The following is a 15771-nucleotide window of genomic DNA, read 5'->3' as shown; positions in this document are numbered from 1 at the left end:
TCTCAGCGTTTCCAGACGTATCGACGCTCCGGGCGGCCCACCACTCCGTATTTCAGCGAAGTGGTGGACCGCCCGGTTTCGTAGAGGTACTCGAGGTAGCGCCTCGCGCTCGCGCGTGAGATACCGACCCTCTCGGAAATGTCTGTTGCCGAGGCGGGTTCGGTTTCGTCTCGCAGTGCTGTCTCGACGAGTTGAAGGGTCTCGGGACTGAGTCCTTTCGGTAGCCCCTTGAGGGACGACGCTCCTGTCGCGCCACCGGCCACGCCGAATGCCTCGTCTACCGCTCCCTGTTCTGCTTCGCCGATGCTGTCGAGGTTCGCGTACGTCGATCGGTACCGCTCGAGACGCTCACGTAGAACCTCGAACGTGAATGGCTTCATCAGGTAATGCACGACGCCGCTGCGCAGAGCCTTCTTGACCGAGCCCGCCTCGCGCTCACTCGTGATGACAAGAACATCCAGCTCCGGTGCCAGCTCGCGAAACGGGGCGATCAGATCGAGTCCGGTGGTGCCGGGCAGGTGAACGTCGAGAAGAACCAGGTCGGGTTGCAGCTCGCCGACCGCGGTCAGCGCGGCCTCGGCTGAATGGGCAACGCCGCACACGTCGAAACCGTCTATCCGCGAGACGAATCCGCTGTGCACCTTCGCCACCATGAAGTCGTCGTCGACCACTAGTACCCGGATCATGCGCCCTCTCCGTCGTGTAGGACTGCGGTGAAGACAGTCCACTCGATGCCTTCTGCCGAACGAGTGCTCACGGTGACGTCGCCGCCCCGCCGACGACACGTCAGGCGTACCAGCGCCAAACCGAAACCGTGTCCGTCACTCGATTGTCCCTTGGTGCTCCAACCCTGGCCGAAAACCCGTTCGCGATTCTCCGGCGCGATACCGGGGCCGGCGTCCTCGACACGCACTTCGACGGCGGTGCCGCGGTCGCGAATCGACAACCGAACCTTGCGGCGCGAAGCTTCCGGCATCTCACCGACGGCGTCGACGGCATTGTCGACGAGGTTTCCGACCACCGTCACGAGATCTCGTCCGAGTCTGCGGTCCACCGTCTCCAGATGCGTGTCCGGCGCCAATTCGACTGTGACCAATCCCTGTGCAGCGGCGCCTATCTTGGCGATCACGAGTGCGGCGGTGCCGACGTCGGCGATCTTCTCGGTCACGGTCGCACTGACCTGCGCGCGCTCCATTGTCAGACCCTCGACGTAGCCGACCACCTCGTCGTATTCGCCGAGCTGGATGAGGCCGGAGATGGTGTGCAGTTGATTGTCGAACTCGTGGATGTGAGCGCGTAGTGCGTCGGTGCTGGTTTTGGTCACGTCGAGTTCTTCTTCCACGGAGCGCAATTCGGTGCGGTCGCGGAAGGTGGTGACCGACCCGATGGTGCGGCCCTTCGATTCGATCAAGACGGTGTTGAGGACAAGTAGTCGATCACCGACGAGAACCAACTGATCGGATTCGGTTGTGCCGGAGGTCAGTACACTCTGGAGGCGGTCGTCGAGACCGAGGTCCCGCACAGATCTACCGGCACTTCCGCGTGGAATGTCGAGGAGTTGGTGGGCACTGTCGCTCATCAGCACCACTTTTCCCTGCGCGTCGAATGCGATGACGCCTTCCTTGAGGCCGCGCAGCATTGCCTCACGTTGGCGAACCAGGTCCAAGATCTCGCCGGCCTCCATGCCGAGGGTCTGCCGTTTGACCCTGCGGGCCAACAGGATCGAACCGACGCCGCCGAGAAGGGAAGCCACCGCGAGGTATACCAGGAGGTTCGGTGCCGACTGCAGCAACCGCGTCCAGATCGAGGGGTACTCGATGCCGACGATCGCAGTTCCGGTAATCGCTCCTTCATTGCCGAGAATCGGAACGTGCGCCTCCACGGCCTTGCCGGAGGGTGTGTCGACCAAACCCGTCCACGAGCGATCCTGTGTCTGACGTGCGTCGATGCCGACATCGCCGGGACGCGTCGAAATGACGACACCGCCGTCGGCGTCGGCAAGCGAGACGTAGGTGACGCCCGAGATGGCGCGCACCGAGTCGACCGAACCTTGTAGTCCGGATCGGAGGCGGGTCTGAGCCTGGGGGAGCAGTTCACGTACTGCCGGATTGGCTGCGAGCGATTCCGCTGCCGAGAGTGCGCGACGTCCTTCCTCGCGTTGGAAACTCGCAGACGACTGCGCGAGGGAGAGTGCAGTGACGCACACGAGAACTGCAACGACGATCAGAAGTTGCAGTTCGAGAAGTTGTGTCGCCAGAGTGTGCCGGCGTCGACGCAGGCGCGCACGCAGAGGCGACTTGCGCTCTCGCTCCGCCTGCTCGTTTCCTGAGGACACCAGCCAGACCCTAGCCTTCAGTTCGATGCCGGGAAAGCGGCCGTTCGTGAGCACAATGAGCACAAATCAATTTGCTTTCCCAATGGTGACCCCAGTCACAAAGTGAGTCAGTATGAAACCTGTTCACACATCGCTACCAGCAGACAGCCAATAGACAAGGACAAGGCCATGAGCACATCGAAGCTGCTGAGCAGGCATATCGCCTTGCTCGGTGCTTGCGCGATGACTCTCGTGCTGTCGACCGGATGTACTCCGGTCGAGTCCTTCTTCGCCGATGGCCGAGCGGGTGAGAGTTCCGAAGAACTGCGCGTACTGGTGCCCTCGGTGGCCGGTGGTGGTTACGACCTGACCGCCCGGACCATGGTGCAGGCACTTTCCGACGAGGGAACCGTCGACGCCGACGTCGTTGTACTGCCCGGATCGGGCGGCATCGTCGGACTCAACCGGTTGGCTCTCGAACGCGGAAATTCCGGTCTACTCATGGTCATGGGACTCGGCGTTCTCGGTTCGCTCGAGATTCTGCCGTCCGAGCACACACTTGCCGACGTGACGCCGATCGCGAGACTGGTCGAAGAACCGGAAGCGCTACTGGTTCCAGCAGATTCACCGTACAAATCTCTTGCCGATCTGACGCAGGCCTGGGTGGCGGATCCGTCGTCGATCTCGATCGGCGGCGGTTCGAGTGAAGGTGGACCGGACGGGTTGTTCCGCCTTCTGTTCGCCCGCGCGGTCGGTGTCGATCCGTCGCGCTCTCCCTATCGCATCTACGACGGCGGCGGAGAACTGCTTCCCGCACTGCTCACCAGGCAGGTCGACGTCGCTGCCACTGGTATCGGTGAGTACCTCGATCAGATTGCAGCAGGCACGGTTCGGGTCCTTGCGGTCAGCTCGCCCGCCCGCACCCCGGCGGTGGATGCGCCCACGATGGCGGAGTCGGGCGTCGAAGTCACCTTCACCAACTGGCGCGGTCTCATGGCGCCGCCGGGCCTGACGGACGATCAGCGTCAGCACTTGCAGAATTTGGTGCGGGATCTGGCGGCAAGCCCGCGGTGGAACGAGCTGTCTCGCCGAAACGGTTGGAACAGTGCAGTTCTCACCGAACCCGAGTTCTCCGCATTCCTCACCGATCAATCCCGGTTCGTCGACGCAACACTCGATCCGCCCGGCATCAACTAAGCACAACCGAAGTTTCGTTTCACCTCCACGAAGGTCACCGGCTCGATTTGCCGTGCCGTTTTTCTCGGCAATTCAGCACAAAAGGAGTTCATCATGCTCGTCACACTCGGCTTCCTCATGGTTGCGGTGTTCATGTTCCTGATCCTCACCAAACGCGCGACTCCGGTGGTGGGACTGACTCTGGTTCCGGTGGCCTTCGGACTACTTGCCGGGGCCGGCCTCGGAATCGGCGACATGATCACCGACGGCATCAAGTCGCTCGCACCCACCGCAGCGCTGTTGTTCTTCGCGATCATCTTCTTCGGAATCATGATCGACGTCGGCCTCTTCGATCCGCTGGTCAAGCTCATCCTGCGGATGGTGCGTGACGATCCGATGCGGCTCGTGGTCGGAACCGCAGTGCTCGCGATGGTGGTCTCCCTGGACGGCGACGGTTCGACGACCTTCATCATCGTGACCTCCGCGCTGCTACCGCTCTACCTCAAACTCGGTGTCAGTCCCGTCGTCCTGACGGTGATCGCCGGCCTGTCGAACGCGACGATGAACATCATTCCGTGGGGTGGCCCGACCGTCCGGGCCGCGAGCGCGCTGGGACTCTCACCTTCCGACGTCTTCGTCCCGATGGTGCCGTCGTTGATCGTCGGCCTGATCATGGTGCTCGGGTTCGCGATTCACCTCGGGATCATGGAACGCCGAAGGATCGGGACTTTGGTCCTGACTTCTGAGCGCATCCTCGAAAAGGTCGGAAAAGGTGGAAGTTCCAGCACCGGAAGCGCCGGCACCGGCGGCTCGAACGACCCGGAAGACGACGGCGGCGACACCGGACGCTTCATCGACGGACTTGCCCCCGGGCGTGACACCTTGCGACCGAAGCTGCTCTGGTTCAACGCGGCGCTGACGACGATCCTTCTCGTTGTGCTCGTGATGGACATCCTGCCCATTCCGGTCCTCTTCATGATCGCGTCGTCGATCGCACTCGCGGTCAACTTCCCGGCGGTCAAGGATCAGGGTGAAGCAATCGCACGCCATTCGTCGAGCATCGTCTCGGTTGTCGCAATGGTGCTGGCAGCAGCCGTGCTGACCGGCGTTTTCCAGGGAACCGGCATGGTCGAGGCAATGGCAGAGTGGCTGCTCCAGGTCATTCCCGACGCGATGGGCCCGCACCTCGCCGTCATCACGGGCGTCCTGAGCATTCCGCTCACGTTCTTCATGACCAACGACGCGTTCTACTTCGGTGTGCTCCCGGTGCTGTCCGAGACGGCAGCGCAGTACGGCATCGAGCCGGTTGAAATGGCACGTGCCTCGATCACCGGGCAGGCAGTGCACATGCAGAGCCCGCTGGTCCCGGCGATCCTGCTCCTGGTCACACTCGCCGGTGTGTCACTGGCGGATCACCACAAAAAGGTTCTGTGGCGAGCCGGCCTGATCTCGATCACGATGCTCGTGGTCGGCGTCGGATTGGGGCAGATCCCCTTCTGAGCGCGATCAGTTGTGGAAGGGGCACCGGCCTTGGTCGGTGCCCTTCTTCTTTTTTGTCACGAAGTTGGGCCGGATGTCGAGATCTGGCTCGTCGTACAGGCGGTGGAACGTCGGGGTGAGCGAGCTGGACATGGGCGGGTTCACCCACGACCAGTCGGTCGGGCACTTGCGCCCGGCCTTGTCCTCGCGCGCGATGTGATCGATGAATTGCTTTGCAACAGTGTGGTGGTCGACCATGATGACGCCGGCCTTGCGGTAGCTGTGAATAACTGCGCGGTTCAGTTCGACCAGTGCGCGGTCCCTCCAGAGAGTGCGGTCGTGGCTCATGTCGAGCTCCATCATCGCTCCGATAGTGGGCAACATGTTGTAGCGATCGCCGTCGCTGAAGTTACGTGCGCCGACCTCTGTGCTGACGTACCAACCGCTGAACGGCGTGCAGGGATACACGATTCCGCCGATGTCGAGGTTCATGTCCGAGACCGCGGGAACGGCATGCCATTTAAGCCCCAGATCAGCGAACCAGCTGTATTCGGGATGCTCGATCTCGACCTCGAGAACGAGGTCGGTCGGGACGTCGAAGTACTGCAGGGGTTCGTCGGGAACCGAAATCAGTACGGGGAGAACGTCGAACGGTGTACCGGCACCCTTCCATCCCATCGCGGTGACCTGAGCGGTCAGATCGACGTGCCACGGGTCGCCCAGGATGCTGCCGTCCGGTTGACGATAGCCGGCGTAGCGGATCAGTTGCGGGCTGAGGATGCGGTACTCCTGACCGTCCTCGCGGGGGAGTGGCCCGACCGTCACGACCGACTGCAGCGCGCCGCCGTTGGTCGACAGTCGCAGGTGCTCCCAGCACGCTTCTGCGAGAGCGGAAGCCGTGACGGCGTCGCGCGCGTCGATGAGTTTGAGGGTCCGCCAATGCGCACGACCAACGCATCTGGCGTGGTTTCGCCAGGCGAGTTTGGCGCCGACGAGCAATTCCTCCGCTGTGTGCGTGTAGGTACCGGTCCGGTGGAGCTCACGCAAGGCTTCGCGCCGCCGAGAGGTCGGGAGGTGGCCCAGTTCCGGAGAGTCGAAAAATTCGACGCACTCGAGTTCCCGACGTTGAAGCTCGGTCAGCGTCGGGGTAGTGGAGGCGATCTGGGACGTAAGCCCGCTATCGGTGGGCAATTCGTCCTGTCGAACAAAATCCACGGCACGACTCCTGTTTGGCTGGTTGAGATTTCGCTGAACGTTAGCTCGGCGATCGAGAGTGTCGAAGCTCTTGTTTATCTTGCACGCAAGAATAAGAAAGGGACGGTCACACCGCGAAATGGGGTCGATTGTGACACTTGTCCAGAATGATTTACGAGTCAGACATTTGTGGCATAAGCTGCAGACGAAATTCCGCGGCGGGTCTTGCCGCGTCTAGTCGGGACGAGGATGAGCGTGGATTCGCAAGCAATTTCTCTGGTCCGGTCGAGCTTCAAATCCGTCGCTGCGGTAGAAGATGGTCCGGAACGGCTCGCCCGTACCTTTTATTCGATTCTGTTCGCTCGATCGCCCGAAACCCGTGAGTTTTTTCCGGCAGCGATGGATGTGCAGCGGGATCGGCTCGTCAGCGCTATCGCTCATGTCGTCGAACGTCTCGACGAGTCCGACGCGATACTCGAGTACCTCGCGCAGCTCGGCCGCGATCACCGTAAGTACGGAGTCACCGACGAGCACTACACGGCAGTCGGCAATGCCTTGATCGAAGCGCTCGAGTCCTTCGGTGGCGTCGAACTGTGGACAGACGAGGTCGACAGCGCGTGGCGTAACACGCTCGCGATCATCTCGGCAGCGATGATGGATGCCGCCAACGCCGAGGACGGTCCGCCCGCCTGGAGTGCCACTGTCATCGAATGCCGCCCGGTCATCAAGGGCGTCGCCGTCGTCCGGCTGCAACTCGACCAGACGATGGAGTACCGCGCCGGTCAGTACGTCAGCGTGCAGGTCGCAGCGAGGCCGCGGATGTGGCGCTACCTGTCACCGGCGACGCCGTACGACGGAACCGGACTCCTCGAGTTCCACATCCGCCAGGTCACCGGCGGTTGGGTCAGCCCGGCGATGGTGAACCAGACCGCTGTCGGCGACACCTGGGTGGTCGGCTCGCCGATCGGTGCTCTCGGGATTCCGGAGAACTCCAAGGACCTGCTGATGATCGCGTCGGGAACCGGTGTCGCGCCTCTTCGCGCGCAGATACTCGAGCTGATCCGACGCGGAAACACCCGCAAGGTTCATCTGTTCTATTCCGGTCAGAATCCGTGCGATCTCTACGACCTTCCGCACCTGTGGAAGTTGGCCGAGAAGCACCCGTGGCTCACGATCGTCCCCGTCTCCGAAGAGGACGAGAATCCGTGGTGGCACACCGAATCGGAACCACTGCCGCCGATCGGCATGAAGCGGCGCATCACCGGCAAGGTCGGCAAGGTCGTGACCTCGTTCGGGGACTGGGCGGGCTACGACATCCAGCTCGTCGGCAGCGAATCCATGGTCAACAGCACCAAATTCAGGCTTCGTGCAGTGGGGATCGACGTCGACACCGTCCGCAATGACCCGACCTACTGACCGTCAGTACGGATCGAACTGAATGACGTCGGCCGGGGTGCCGGCCTCGATCAACCGATCACGCGTCGATCGAACCATGGCCGCGGATCCGCACACCAAGACCTGATGTTCGGTGAACGCACCGTACGACGCGACGACGTCGGCGAGCGTGCCTTCGATGAGGTGGTCGTCGCCGAATCCGATGTCGACGTTCAAACGGTCGAACCATCCGTCGGGCGGGCCGCCGTCGGAAAGATCTTCGACGACGGGAATCGGCTGCAACCACGGAAACTGGTCGGCGAGTAGCCACAGCATGTCCGCTGCGTAGAGATCACGAAGCGTTCGGCCGCCGAAGAAGAGGTACACCTGCGGCGGGTTCGGGGTCTGAGCCAGATCGAGAATGATCGAGCGGAGTGGGGCCAAACCGGTTCCGCCCGCGACCATGATGACGGCGGGGCCGTTCTCGTCGACCGACAGATTGCCGCGCGGGTCGAGTATCTGCCAGACGTCACCAGGCTGGGTGTCCTTGACTATCGAACCGCTGACCCAACCGCCGGGAACAGTCTTGACGTGAAACTCCAACTTCCCGTCGTGTGAGGGAGGCAGGGCGGGGGAGAGTCGGCGGAGCAACCGCGAATTCTGTGGAACGCTGACGTCGACGTACTGGCCGGGGCGGAACGGGACGACGTCGCCGACCAGACGGACAACCGCCAGATCCTCACGGAGACGGTGATGTTCGATCACTGTGCTCGACCAGGTTCGCTGGGCCATGAAAGTTCTCCTGTAGTCAGTAGAGCGGGTCGTGCCGGATCTGGTCGAGCGGAGTTCCGCCGGCACGCAAGGCGTAGACGGTCGTCTTGATCATCGACGGTGAACCCGAGATCTGCACCTGGCGGTCGGCCCATGAGCCGAACTGCGAGACTACTTTTCCGATCGGTCCGATCAGTCGGCTGTGCATTCCGAAGGGGGGTTCGAGTACCGGTCCGTTGTGCCACCAAGGGTTTTCGGGTTCTTCGGATACCGGTACGACGGTCAACCACGGGTTGCTGAGCGAGATATGCCAGAGCGTTTCGAGGTCGTAGAGGTCGCACGGATATCGGCCGCCGACGAACAGGTGCACGCGCGGATTGTTCGCGCGCTGAGACATCTCCATCACCTGGGCCCGCAGTGGGGCGATGCCGGTGCCGGAGCCGATCATCAGAACGTCGCGGTCGCTGGTGAAGTCGACCTCCAAGCCGCCGAGGGGAGTGGACATGACCCAGCGGTCACCGACATTGGTTTCACCGACGATCGCCGGGCTGACCCATCCTCCCGACACCTTGCGGATGTGGAACTCGAGCTGGCCGAAAGGGTTGGTCGGAATCGCCGGCGAGTAGTACCGCCACATTCTCGGGCGCTGGGGAATTTGAACGCCGAGGTACTGCCCCGCCCCGTACGGAATCGGTGGGTCGGCTTCGAGGCGCACTATCGCCAGATCGTCGAGCACTCGTTCGTGGCTGACCACGGTTCCACCCCAGAGCGCCGGGGACGTATCGGATTCGGCGCCGTCGGCCATCGTGCTCACGACGAGGTCGGTGAACTGCGACCAGGCCTCGTCCAGTTCCGGCGTCCACTTGTAGCGACTGTGCGCGCTGGTTCCGTACATCGACCGAACCGCGCGTTCGAGTGCGACGCCGGCGGCCTCGTAGTGCTCACGCTCGACGCCGTAGCGACGGTGGTCGCGGCCGAGTTGAGTGAGGAACTTTCGGATTCGGCGATGCTGGGGCAGGTTCTTCACGACGAACTCGACGGCTCTGAAGAAACGGTGGCCCTGGGATTCCATCCCGGCGGGGAACAATGAGCGGTACAGAGGATGTTCCGCAAAGAGGCCGGTGTAGAACACTGCCGAGAAGTGCGCACGGCTCTCTTCGTCGTCGGTCAGAGAATCGAGGCTGGATTGCAGACGGGCGATCACTGTCGGATCCAATCCATCCCCCTTTCGCACCAGCTGCAACTCTCGCCACAATTCTAGTACGGCCGAAAATGTGACCTACGAAACCAACTCGGCCTGGCGAAAACAAACTTGAGCGGAATAGACTCAAGTTTGTCCGCGTTGAGCATATTGACACAGTCGCAATACCAACCGGTCGCGGCTCTTCCCGTTCGACTTCGCCAGAAAGGTGACAAGTGGACTCGTTCACACCAACAACCAAGACCCAGGCTGCGATGACGGCTGCACTGCAGTCGGCGTCGTCGGCGGGTAACCCTGATATCCGGCCTGCCCATCTGCTGGTCGCATTGCTCGACCAGACCGACGGCATCGCTGCCCCACTACTCAAAGCTGTAGGCGTCGACCCCACCGTCGTACACCGAGAAGCGCAGGCAATCGTCGATCGCCTGCCCAAGACAACCGGCGCAAGCTCCACTCCGCAACTCGGGCGTGAGGCACTCGCGGCACTGACCGCTGCTCAACACCTCGCCACCGAGATGGACGACGAGTACGTATCCACCGAGCACGTCCTCTACGGACTGGCCGGCGGCGACTCCGACGTCGCACAGTTGCTCGTGCGCCACGGCGCCACCCAGGACGCACTGCGTGAAGCCTTCACCACCGTCCGCGGCAGCGCTCGCGTCACCAGCCCCGAGCCGGAAGGCACCTACCAAGCGCTGGAAAAGTACTCGACCGACCTCACCGAAGCCGCACGAAGCGGCAAGCTCGACCCGGTGATCGGTCGCGATACCGAGATCCGCCGTGTCGTTCAGGTGCTCTCGCGTCGTACCAAGAACAACCCGGTACTCATCGGTGAGCCCGGCGTCGGCAAGACCGCGATCGTGGAGGGCCTGGCCCAACGCATCGTCGCGGGTGACGTCCCGGAATCGCTGCGAGGCAAGACCGTCGTGTCCCTGGACCTCGGGTCCATGGTCGCCGGCGCCAAGTTCCGCGGTGAATTCGAGGAGCGCCTCAAGGCTGTCCTCGACGACATCAAGAACAGCGCTGGACAGGTCATCACCTTCATCGACGAGTTGCACACCATCGTCGGCGCCGGAGCCACCGGTGAATCCGCGATGGACGCAGGCAACATGATCAAGCCGATGCTCGCCCGCGGTGAGCTGCGGCTGGTCGGTGCCACCACGCTCGAGGAGTACCGCAAGTACATCGAAAAGGACGCAGCACTGGAGCGTCGCTTCCAGCAGGTGTACGTCGGTGAACCCTCGGTCGAGGACACCATCGGCATCCTGCGCGGCCTCAAGGAGCGCTACGAAGTGCACCACGGCGTGCGCATCACCGACTCCGCGTTGGTGGCTGCTGCCGCGCTGTCGGACCGCTACATCACGTCGCGGTTCCTGCCCGACAAGGCCATCGACCTCGTGGACGAAGCCGCATCGCGACTTCGTATGGAGATCGACTCGAGACCCGTGGAGATCGACGAGGTGGAACGCACTGTTCGCCGACTCGAAATCGAAGAAGTGGCACTCGAGAAGGAAACCGACGACGCGTCCAAGGCACGGCTCGAGAAGCTGCGTCAGGAACTCGCCGACGACCGCGAAAAGCTCAACCAGCTCAGTACCCGCTGGCAGAACGAAAAGCAGGCCATCGATTCGGTGCGCGTGCTCAAGGAACAGCTCGAAACCCTCCGAGGAGAGTCCGAACGCGCTGAGCGTGACGGCGATCTGGGCAAGGCAGCCGAGTTGCGCTACGGCCGCATCCCGGCGCTCGAGAAGGAACTGGAAGAAGCAGCAGCCGCTTCCGGAGCTGCCTCCGACGGTGACGTGATGCTCAAGGAGGAGGTCGGGCCCGACGACGTCGCAGACGTGGTCGCAGCCTGGACCGGTATCCCCGCCGGCCGGATGATGGAAGGCGAAACCGAGAAGCTGCTCCGCATGGAGTCCGAGCTCGGCAAGCGCGTTGTCGGCCAGACCGACGCCGTGGTCGCCGTCTCGGATGCCGTCCGCCGCGCCCGAGCAGGTGTCGCCGATCCCAATCGGCCCACCGGTTCGTTCCTGTTCCTCGGCCCGACCGGCGTCGGTAAGACGGAGCTCGCCAAAGCCTTGGCGGACTTCCTCTTCGACGACGAGCGCGCCATGATCCGCATCGACATGAGCGAATACGGCGAGAAGCACTCGGTGGCTCGACTCGTCGGTGCCCCTCCGGGATACGTCGGCTACGAAGCCGGCGGCCAGCTCACCGAAGCAGTTCGGCGACGCCCGTACTCGGTGGTCCTCTTCGACGAGGTCGAGAAGGCGCACCCCGACGTGTTCGACGTCCTGCTCGCAGTGCTCGACGAAGGTCGACTCACCGACGGTCAGGGCCGCACGGTGGACTTCCGCAACACCATCCTGATCCTGACCTCCAACCTGGGATCCGGTGGAACACGTGAGCAGGTCATGGACGCGGTGCGCCACGCGTTCAAGCCCGAGTTCATCAACCGCCTCGACGACGTCGTTGTCTTCGACTCGCTCTCGGAAGAGCAGTTGGAGCACATCGTCGACATCCAGCTCGAGCAGTTGCAGAAGCGTCTGGCTGCGCGTCGTCTCACCCTGGAGGTGAACGGTGCGGCTCGGATGTGGCTCGCAGTGCGCGGCTACGACCCGCTGTACGGCGCTCGGCCTCTGCGTCGACTCGTTCAGCAGTCGATCGGCGACCAGCTCGCCAAGCTGCTCCTGGCCGGCAAGGTCCAGGACGGCGACACCGTGCATGTCGGTGTCAGCGAGGACGCGGATCAGTTGGTTCTCTCCTGATTCGGTAAGCGGAATGCCCCGTCGATCCAAGTGGATCGGCGGGGCATTCGCTTTTTGTTCTACCCTGGATGGCTGGATGCTCGAACTGGGGATGTCTGCACCCGCGCCTCTCCGAACGACTTCGACGCTCTTTCGTCCTAACCGAAGGTGAGCCAGGCATGACCGATCAGAACGATCCGCGTAACTCGGGTGGGCCGGGCCGTGAGGATCCCGAGGCGACCGAGGTGTGGGGGCGTGCGCCCGACCAGCCGACGGAGCAATACGGGACGGTGTCGGGCCCGTCGAATCCGAACCAGCCGACGGAGTATTTCGGTCAACCGCCGGGGGCACAGCAGTATCCCTATGGTGGTCCGGATCAGAACACGGAGTACCTGGGCCAGCAGGGTCAGCAGCCGAATCCCACTCAAGCCTTTCCTGCCTACAACCCGCAGTTCGATCCGCAGGCCGCGCCGCCCGGTGCTACCCAGGCCTATCCGCCGTACACGGCCCAGCAGTACGGGAACACGCAGCAGTACCCGGTTGCCGGTGGCGGTGGCGGGGTTCCGCCGGAACAGCCGTTCATCGAAGACGGGTCGTCGGGAGGCGCTAAGAAGCGCAAACTCGCGATGTGGGTGGCCGCGGGCGTGGTCGGGATCCTGGTCGCCGTGATCGCGATCATCGCGTTCTCGGCGTTCGGCTCGAACGACAAGGGCACCCAGACCGCTTTTGTCCCCCCGACCACCACGACGCAGGCGCCGACCACCACACCGCCGAAGGCGAGCACCACGGCGCCGACTCCGACGACGGATTCCCCGCTCAGCCAGCTTCCGGGCGGGCTCGGCGAAGTCATCGGTGACGCCGGGGGAGCCGTCGGCACCGTCAAGTCGAACGACGGCGGCACGTTGGTCATCGATTCGATCGGCGGCTCGCAGGTGACGGTCCTGACCACTGCGGACACCACGCTCATCGCGCTCAACCGTGCGACCATCGCGGATCTGCAACCGGGAGACAACATCGTCGTCGACGGAACTCCGGTGGAGAACGGCACGATGACCGCCAACACGATTCTGAGTACGTCCTTGCCGAAGTTCGGCAACTGAGTCGTTCACGACACATCGGGCTAGTCCACCAGGGTGTCGCGGGAGGTTGAGGCCGTGAGTCGCTACCCTGGAGGGTGATGACTGGAATGTGGTTCGGACTGGCAGTAATTGCACTCGCAGGCGCGGGTGCGCTTCTGTACGTCGACAGGACGAGGCGAGATCAATCGGGGCGAGTGCGTCAGATCTGGGCAAAGGCGCAGGGCTACACGTACACGGCCACTGACGATCTGCTGGCAGGCGAATGGCACCGCGCGGTCATGGCCAAGCAGGACTACCTGACTGCCACCGACGTCGTCCGCGGACGCCGTCGCGGAGAGCAGTTCGTGCTGTTCGACCTGGAAGAGACCGCAACCATCGTGGCCGTTCGCCGCGAGATCGGGTCGGACGTCGACATCGATCTTCGGTTGAAGTCGACCGCTCCGCCCAAGGACGGCGATCTGAACCTGCTGGGTGCGATCGGTTCCCGGGTGGTTTTTGCAACGGACCTCGAGATTGCTCGTCGCGTCTGTGATCAGCGCATGGTGGCGTTCACCGAATCCGTTCCGCCGTCGATCAGCATGCTGTGGAGCGAAGGGCAGTGGACGCTCGGTTCGCTCCCGGTGACCAGCAACGGCCGGGATTGGGACGCTGCAATCGAGTCGGTTGCGCGCCTGTCCGGCATTTTGCACGTACTGCCCCCGGTCACCGATCCCAACGAACTCGAGGTCGATCACGATCCGAGCCGACCGCGGCCGGGTGCCGAGAAGTCTCGCCCAACTCCGGATCCGGTAGAGCAGCCCCGTTCACGTCAGGAGCCGCCGCCCCGTGAGTCTGCACCGCGTGAGTCTGCACCGCGTCAGGACCAATCGCTGCGTAAGCCCGAGGCGGCTGACAAGCCGGCTCAGCGTCCGGCGTCGCAGCGCTCGGGCACAATTCGTCCGGTCGACTGACCCTTAAGGTGCCCGTCCCGTCCCGATAACCACTAGCGTGGCCGGTATGTCGACTTCCCACTCGGATCGCCCTGTGCGCCCCGTTGCCCTGGTGACCGGACCTACTTCTGGTCTCGGCGCCGGTTTCGCCAAGAAATACGCCTCCCTCGGATATGACCTGGTTCTCGTCGCGCGTGACGAGGTCAGATTGCACGACCTTGCGTCCGAGTTGAAGACGATGTTCGGCACCGAGTCGGAGATTCTGGTTGCCGATCTCGCATCGGAGGCTGGACGCGATTCGGTCGCGCTGCGCCTGGAGAAGGGCGTCGAGGTGTTGGTGAACAACGCCGGATTCGGTACCTCCGGCGAATTCTGGACCGCAGATCCGGCGCTTCTGCAGTCGCAACTCGACGTCAACGTCACCGCCGTGATGCGGCTGACTCGCGCGGCGCTGCCCAGCATGATCGCGTCGGCGCACGGAACGATTGTCAACGTGGCGAGCGTCGCGGGCCTGCTGTCCGGGCGTGGTTCGACGTATTCGGCAAGCAAGGCATATGTCATTTCGTTCACCGAAGGGCTGTCCGGCGGGTTGGCCGGGACGGGAGTGCGTGTGCAGGCGCTGTGCCCTGGCTTCATCCGCACCGAGTTCCACGAGCGTGCGGGCATCGAGATGTCCACGATCCCCAAGCCGATGTGGCTGAGCGTCGACCAGGTGGTTGCGGCGTCGATGAAGGATCTCGGTGACGACAAGGTCATCAGCATTCCGGGAATCCAGTACAAGGTCCTCACGACGGCCGGGCGTCTGGTTCCCAAGGGGCTGGTTCGCCGGATGACCAACATCGTCGGCAGAGGCCGCGGGCGAACGTAGCCCAGAGGCAGAAGCCGAACGTAGCCCAGAGGCAGAAGCCGAACGTAAGGCGGTGGTCGGTAGGCTGAGCACTCATGAGCGATCGTGAGGATTTGGCTGCGCTGGTGCGCGAATTGGCTGTTGTACACGGAAAGGTGACGTTGTCCTCGGGCAAGGAAGCCGATTACTACGTTGACCTTCGCCGCGCGACACTTCACCACAAGGCAGCGCCGCTGATCGGCTCGCTGCTGCGTGAACTGGTCGCGGACTGGGATTTCGACGCCGTCGGCGGTTTGACGATGGGCGCCGATCCGGTTGCGATGGCGGTGATGCATGCTCCCGGACGCCCGATCGACGCGTTTGTCGTCCGCAAGGCTGCCAAGGCGCACGGTATGCAGCGTCAGATCGAGGGCCCGGACATTGTCGGCAAGCGCGTCCTGGTTGTCGAGGACACGACCACGACTGGCAATTCGCCGCTGACGGCAGTGAAGGCGCTGCGCGAAGCGGGGGCCACCGTGGTCGGAGTTGCGACGGTCGTCGATCGCGCGACGGGTGCGGACGCGGTGATCGGTGCCGAGGGCGTCGAGTACCGCTCGCTGCTGGGCCTGGAAGATCTGAATCTGAGCTGATGCCCGTGAGTGGCTGACGCCCGTGAGTGGT

At 63.2% G+C, this 15771-nt stretch carries 13 protein-coding genes; 8 read left to right on the top strand and 5 right to left on the bottom strand.

The genetic code is table 11. The features are described 5' to 3' along the window. Positions 1-2: 2 nt before the first annotated feature. Positions 3-686, bottom strand: coding sequence for a response regulator (locus tag QM716_RS20505; protein ID WP_283305924.1), 684 nt, complete (start codon positions 684-686; stop codon positions 3-5). After that, positions 683-2335, bottom strand: coding sequence for a sensor histidine kinase (locus QM716_RS20500; RefSeq protein WP_283305923.1), 1653 nt, complete (start codon positions 2333-2335; stop codon positions 683-685). The genes QM716_RS20505 and QM716_RS20500 overlap by 4 nt, the downstream gene beginning before the upstream one ends. A gap of 168 nt (positions 2336-2503) precedes the next feature. Here QM716_RS20500 and QM716_RS20495 point away from each other — a divergent pair, with 168 nt between their 5' ends. Together QM716_RS20495 and QM716_RS20490 are read left to right on the top strand one after the other, a co-directional pair. Beyond that, positions 2504-3511: a Bug family tripartite tricarboxylate transporter substrate binding protein gene (locus QM716_RS20495; RefSeq protein WP_283305922.1), complete on the top strand. Its 1008-nt coding sequence runs from the start codon at positions 2504-2506 to the stop codon at positions 3509-3511. A 93-nt stretch (positions 3512-3604) separates the two neighbouring features. Then, on the top strand, positions 3605-4990 hold the full coding sequence (locus QM716_RS20490) for a CitMHS family transporter (RefSeq protein WP_283305921.1): 1386 nt from the start codon (positions 3605-3607) through the stop codon (positions 4988-4990). 6 nt (positions 4991-4996) lie between these two features. Here QM716_RS20490 and QM716_RS20485 read toward each other — a convergent pair whose 3' ends face one another. Continuing rightward, positions 4997-6184, bottom strand: coding sequence for a nitric oxide synthase oxygenase (locus tag QM716_RS20485; RefSeq protein ID WP_283305920.1), 1188 nt, complete (start codon positions 6182-6184; stop codon positions 4997-4999). Positions 6185-6418: 234 nt separating this feature from the next. On the opposite strand from QM716_RS20485, the gene QM716_RS20480 reads away from it, so the two are divergent. Then, on the top strand, positions 6419-7579 hold the full coding sequence (locus QM716_RS20480) for a globin domain-containing protein (RefSeq protein WP_283305919.1): 1161 nt from the start codon (positions 6419-6421) through the stop codon (positions 7577-7579). 3 nt (positions 7580-7582) lie between these two features. Here QM716_RS20480 and QM716_RS20475 read toward each other — a convergent pair whose 3' ends face one another. Continuing rightward, on the bottom strand, positions 7583-8329 hold the full coding sequence (locus QM716_RS20475; RefSeq protein WP_283305918.1) for an FAD-binding oxidoreductase: 747 nt from the start codon (positions 8327-8329) through the stop codon (positions 7583-7585). 16 nt (positions 8330-8345) lie between these two features. Then, positions 8346-9542 carry an FAD-binding oxidoreductase gene (locus QM716_RS20470; protein ID WP_283305917.1) on the bottom strand — a complete coding sequence of 399 codons (1197 nt, stop codon included), beginning with the start codon at positions 9540-9542 and terminating at the stop codon, positions 8346-8348. Positions 9543-9724: 182 nt separating this feature from the next. Between QM716_RS20470 and clpB the strand changes: the two genes are divergently transcribed. From clpB to pyrE, 5 genes are all read left to right on the top strand, one after another. Then, on the top strand, positions 9725-12277 hold the full coding sequence (gene clpB, locus QM716_RS20465) for an ATP-dependent chaperone ClpB (protein WP_283305916.1): 2553 nt from the start codon (positions 9725-9727) through the stop codon (positions 12275-12277). Between the two features lie 158 nt (positions 12278-12435). After that, positions 12436-13356: a hypothetical protein gene (locus tag QM716_RS20460; RefSeq protein ID WP_283305914.1), complete on the top strand. Its 921-nt coding sequence runs from the start codon at positions 12436-12438 to the stop codon at positions 13354-13356. An 86-nt stretch (positions 13357-13442) separates the two neighbouring features. Continuing rightward, complete coding sequence (locus QM716_RS20455) at positions 13443-14285, top strand: TtfA family protein (RefSeq protein ID WP_283306151.1); 843 nt, start codon at positions 13443-13445, stop codon at positions 14283-14285. A 46-nt stretch (positions 14286-14331) separates the two neighbouring features. Further along, positions 14332-15132, top strand: coding sequence for an SDR family NAD(P)-dependent oxidoreductase (locus QM716_RS20450; protein ID WP_283305913.1), 801 nt, complete (start codon positions 14332-14334; stop codon positions 15130-15132). A gap of 74 nt (positions 15133-15206) precedes the next feature. Beyond that, positions 15207-15740 carry an orotate phosphoribosyltransferase gene (gene pyrE, locus QM716_RS20445; RefSeq protein WP_003944385.1) on the top strand — a complete coding sequence of 178 codons (534 nt, stop codon included), beginning with the start codon at positions 15207-15209 and terminating at the stop codon, positions 15738-15740. Positions 15741-15771: the final 31 nt, after the last annotated feature.

It is taken from the genome of Rhodococcus sp. IEGM 1409 (assembly GCF_030056735.1).
Classification (GTDB): Bacteria; Actinomycetota; Actinomycetes; order Mycobacteriales; family Mycobacteriaceae; genus Rhodococcus_F.
This window is presented reverse-complemented; position numbering and strand designations above follow the sequence as displayed.

Bases quoted from the DNA above. Each gene is read 5' to 3' on its own strand.
- QM716_RS20495 (WP_283305922.1), top strand. From the start codon at position 2,504: ATGAGCACATCGAAGCTGCTGAGCAGGCATATCGCCTTGCTCGGTGCT.
- QM716_RS20490 (WP_283305921.1), top strand. From the start codon at position 3,605: ATGCTCGTCACACTCGGCTTCCTCATGGTTGCGGTGTTCATGTTCCTG.
- QM716_RS20460 (WP_283305914.1), top strand. From the start codon at position 12,436: ATGACCGATCAGAACGATCCGCGTAACTCGGGTGGGCCGGGCCGTGAG.
- QM716_RS20505 (WP_283305924.1), bottom strand. From the start codon at position 686: ATGATCCGGGTACTAGTGGTCGACGACGACTTCATGGTGGCGAAGGTG.
- QM716_RS20450 (WP_283305913.1), top strand. From the start codon at position 14,332: ATGTCGACTTCCCACTCGGATCGCCCTGTGCGCCCCGTTGCCCTGGTG.
- QM716_RS20455 (WP_283306151.1), top strand. From the start codon at position 13,443: ATGTGGTTCGGACTGGCAGTAATTGCACTCGCAGGCGCGGGTGCGCTT.
- pyrE (WP_003944385.1), top strand. From the start codon at position 15,207: ATGAGCGATCGTGAGGATTTGGCTGCGCTGGTGCGCGAATTGGCTGTT.
- QM716_RS20475 (WP_283305918.1), bottom strand. From the start codon at position 8,329: ATGGCCCAGCGAACCTGGTCGAGCACAGTGATCGAACATCACCGTCTC.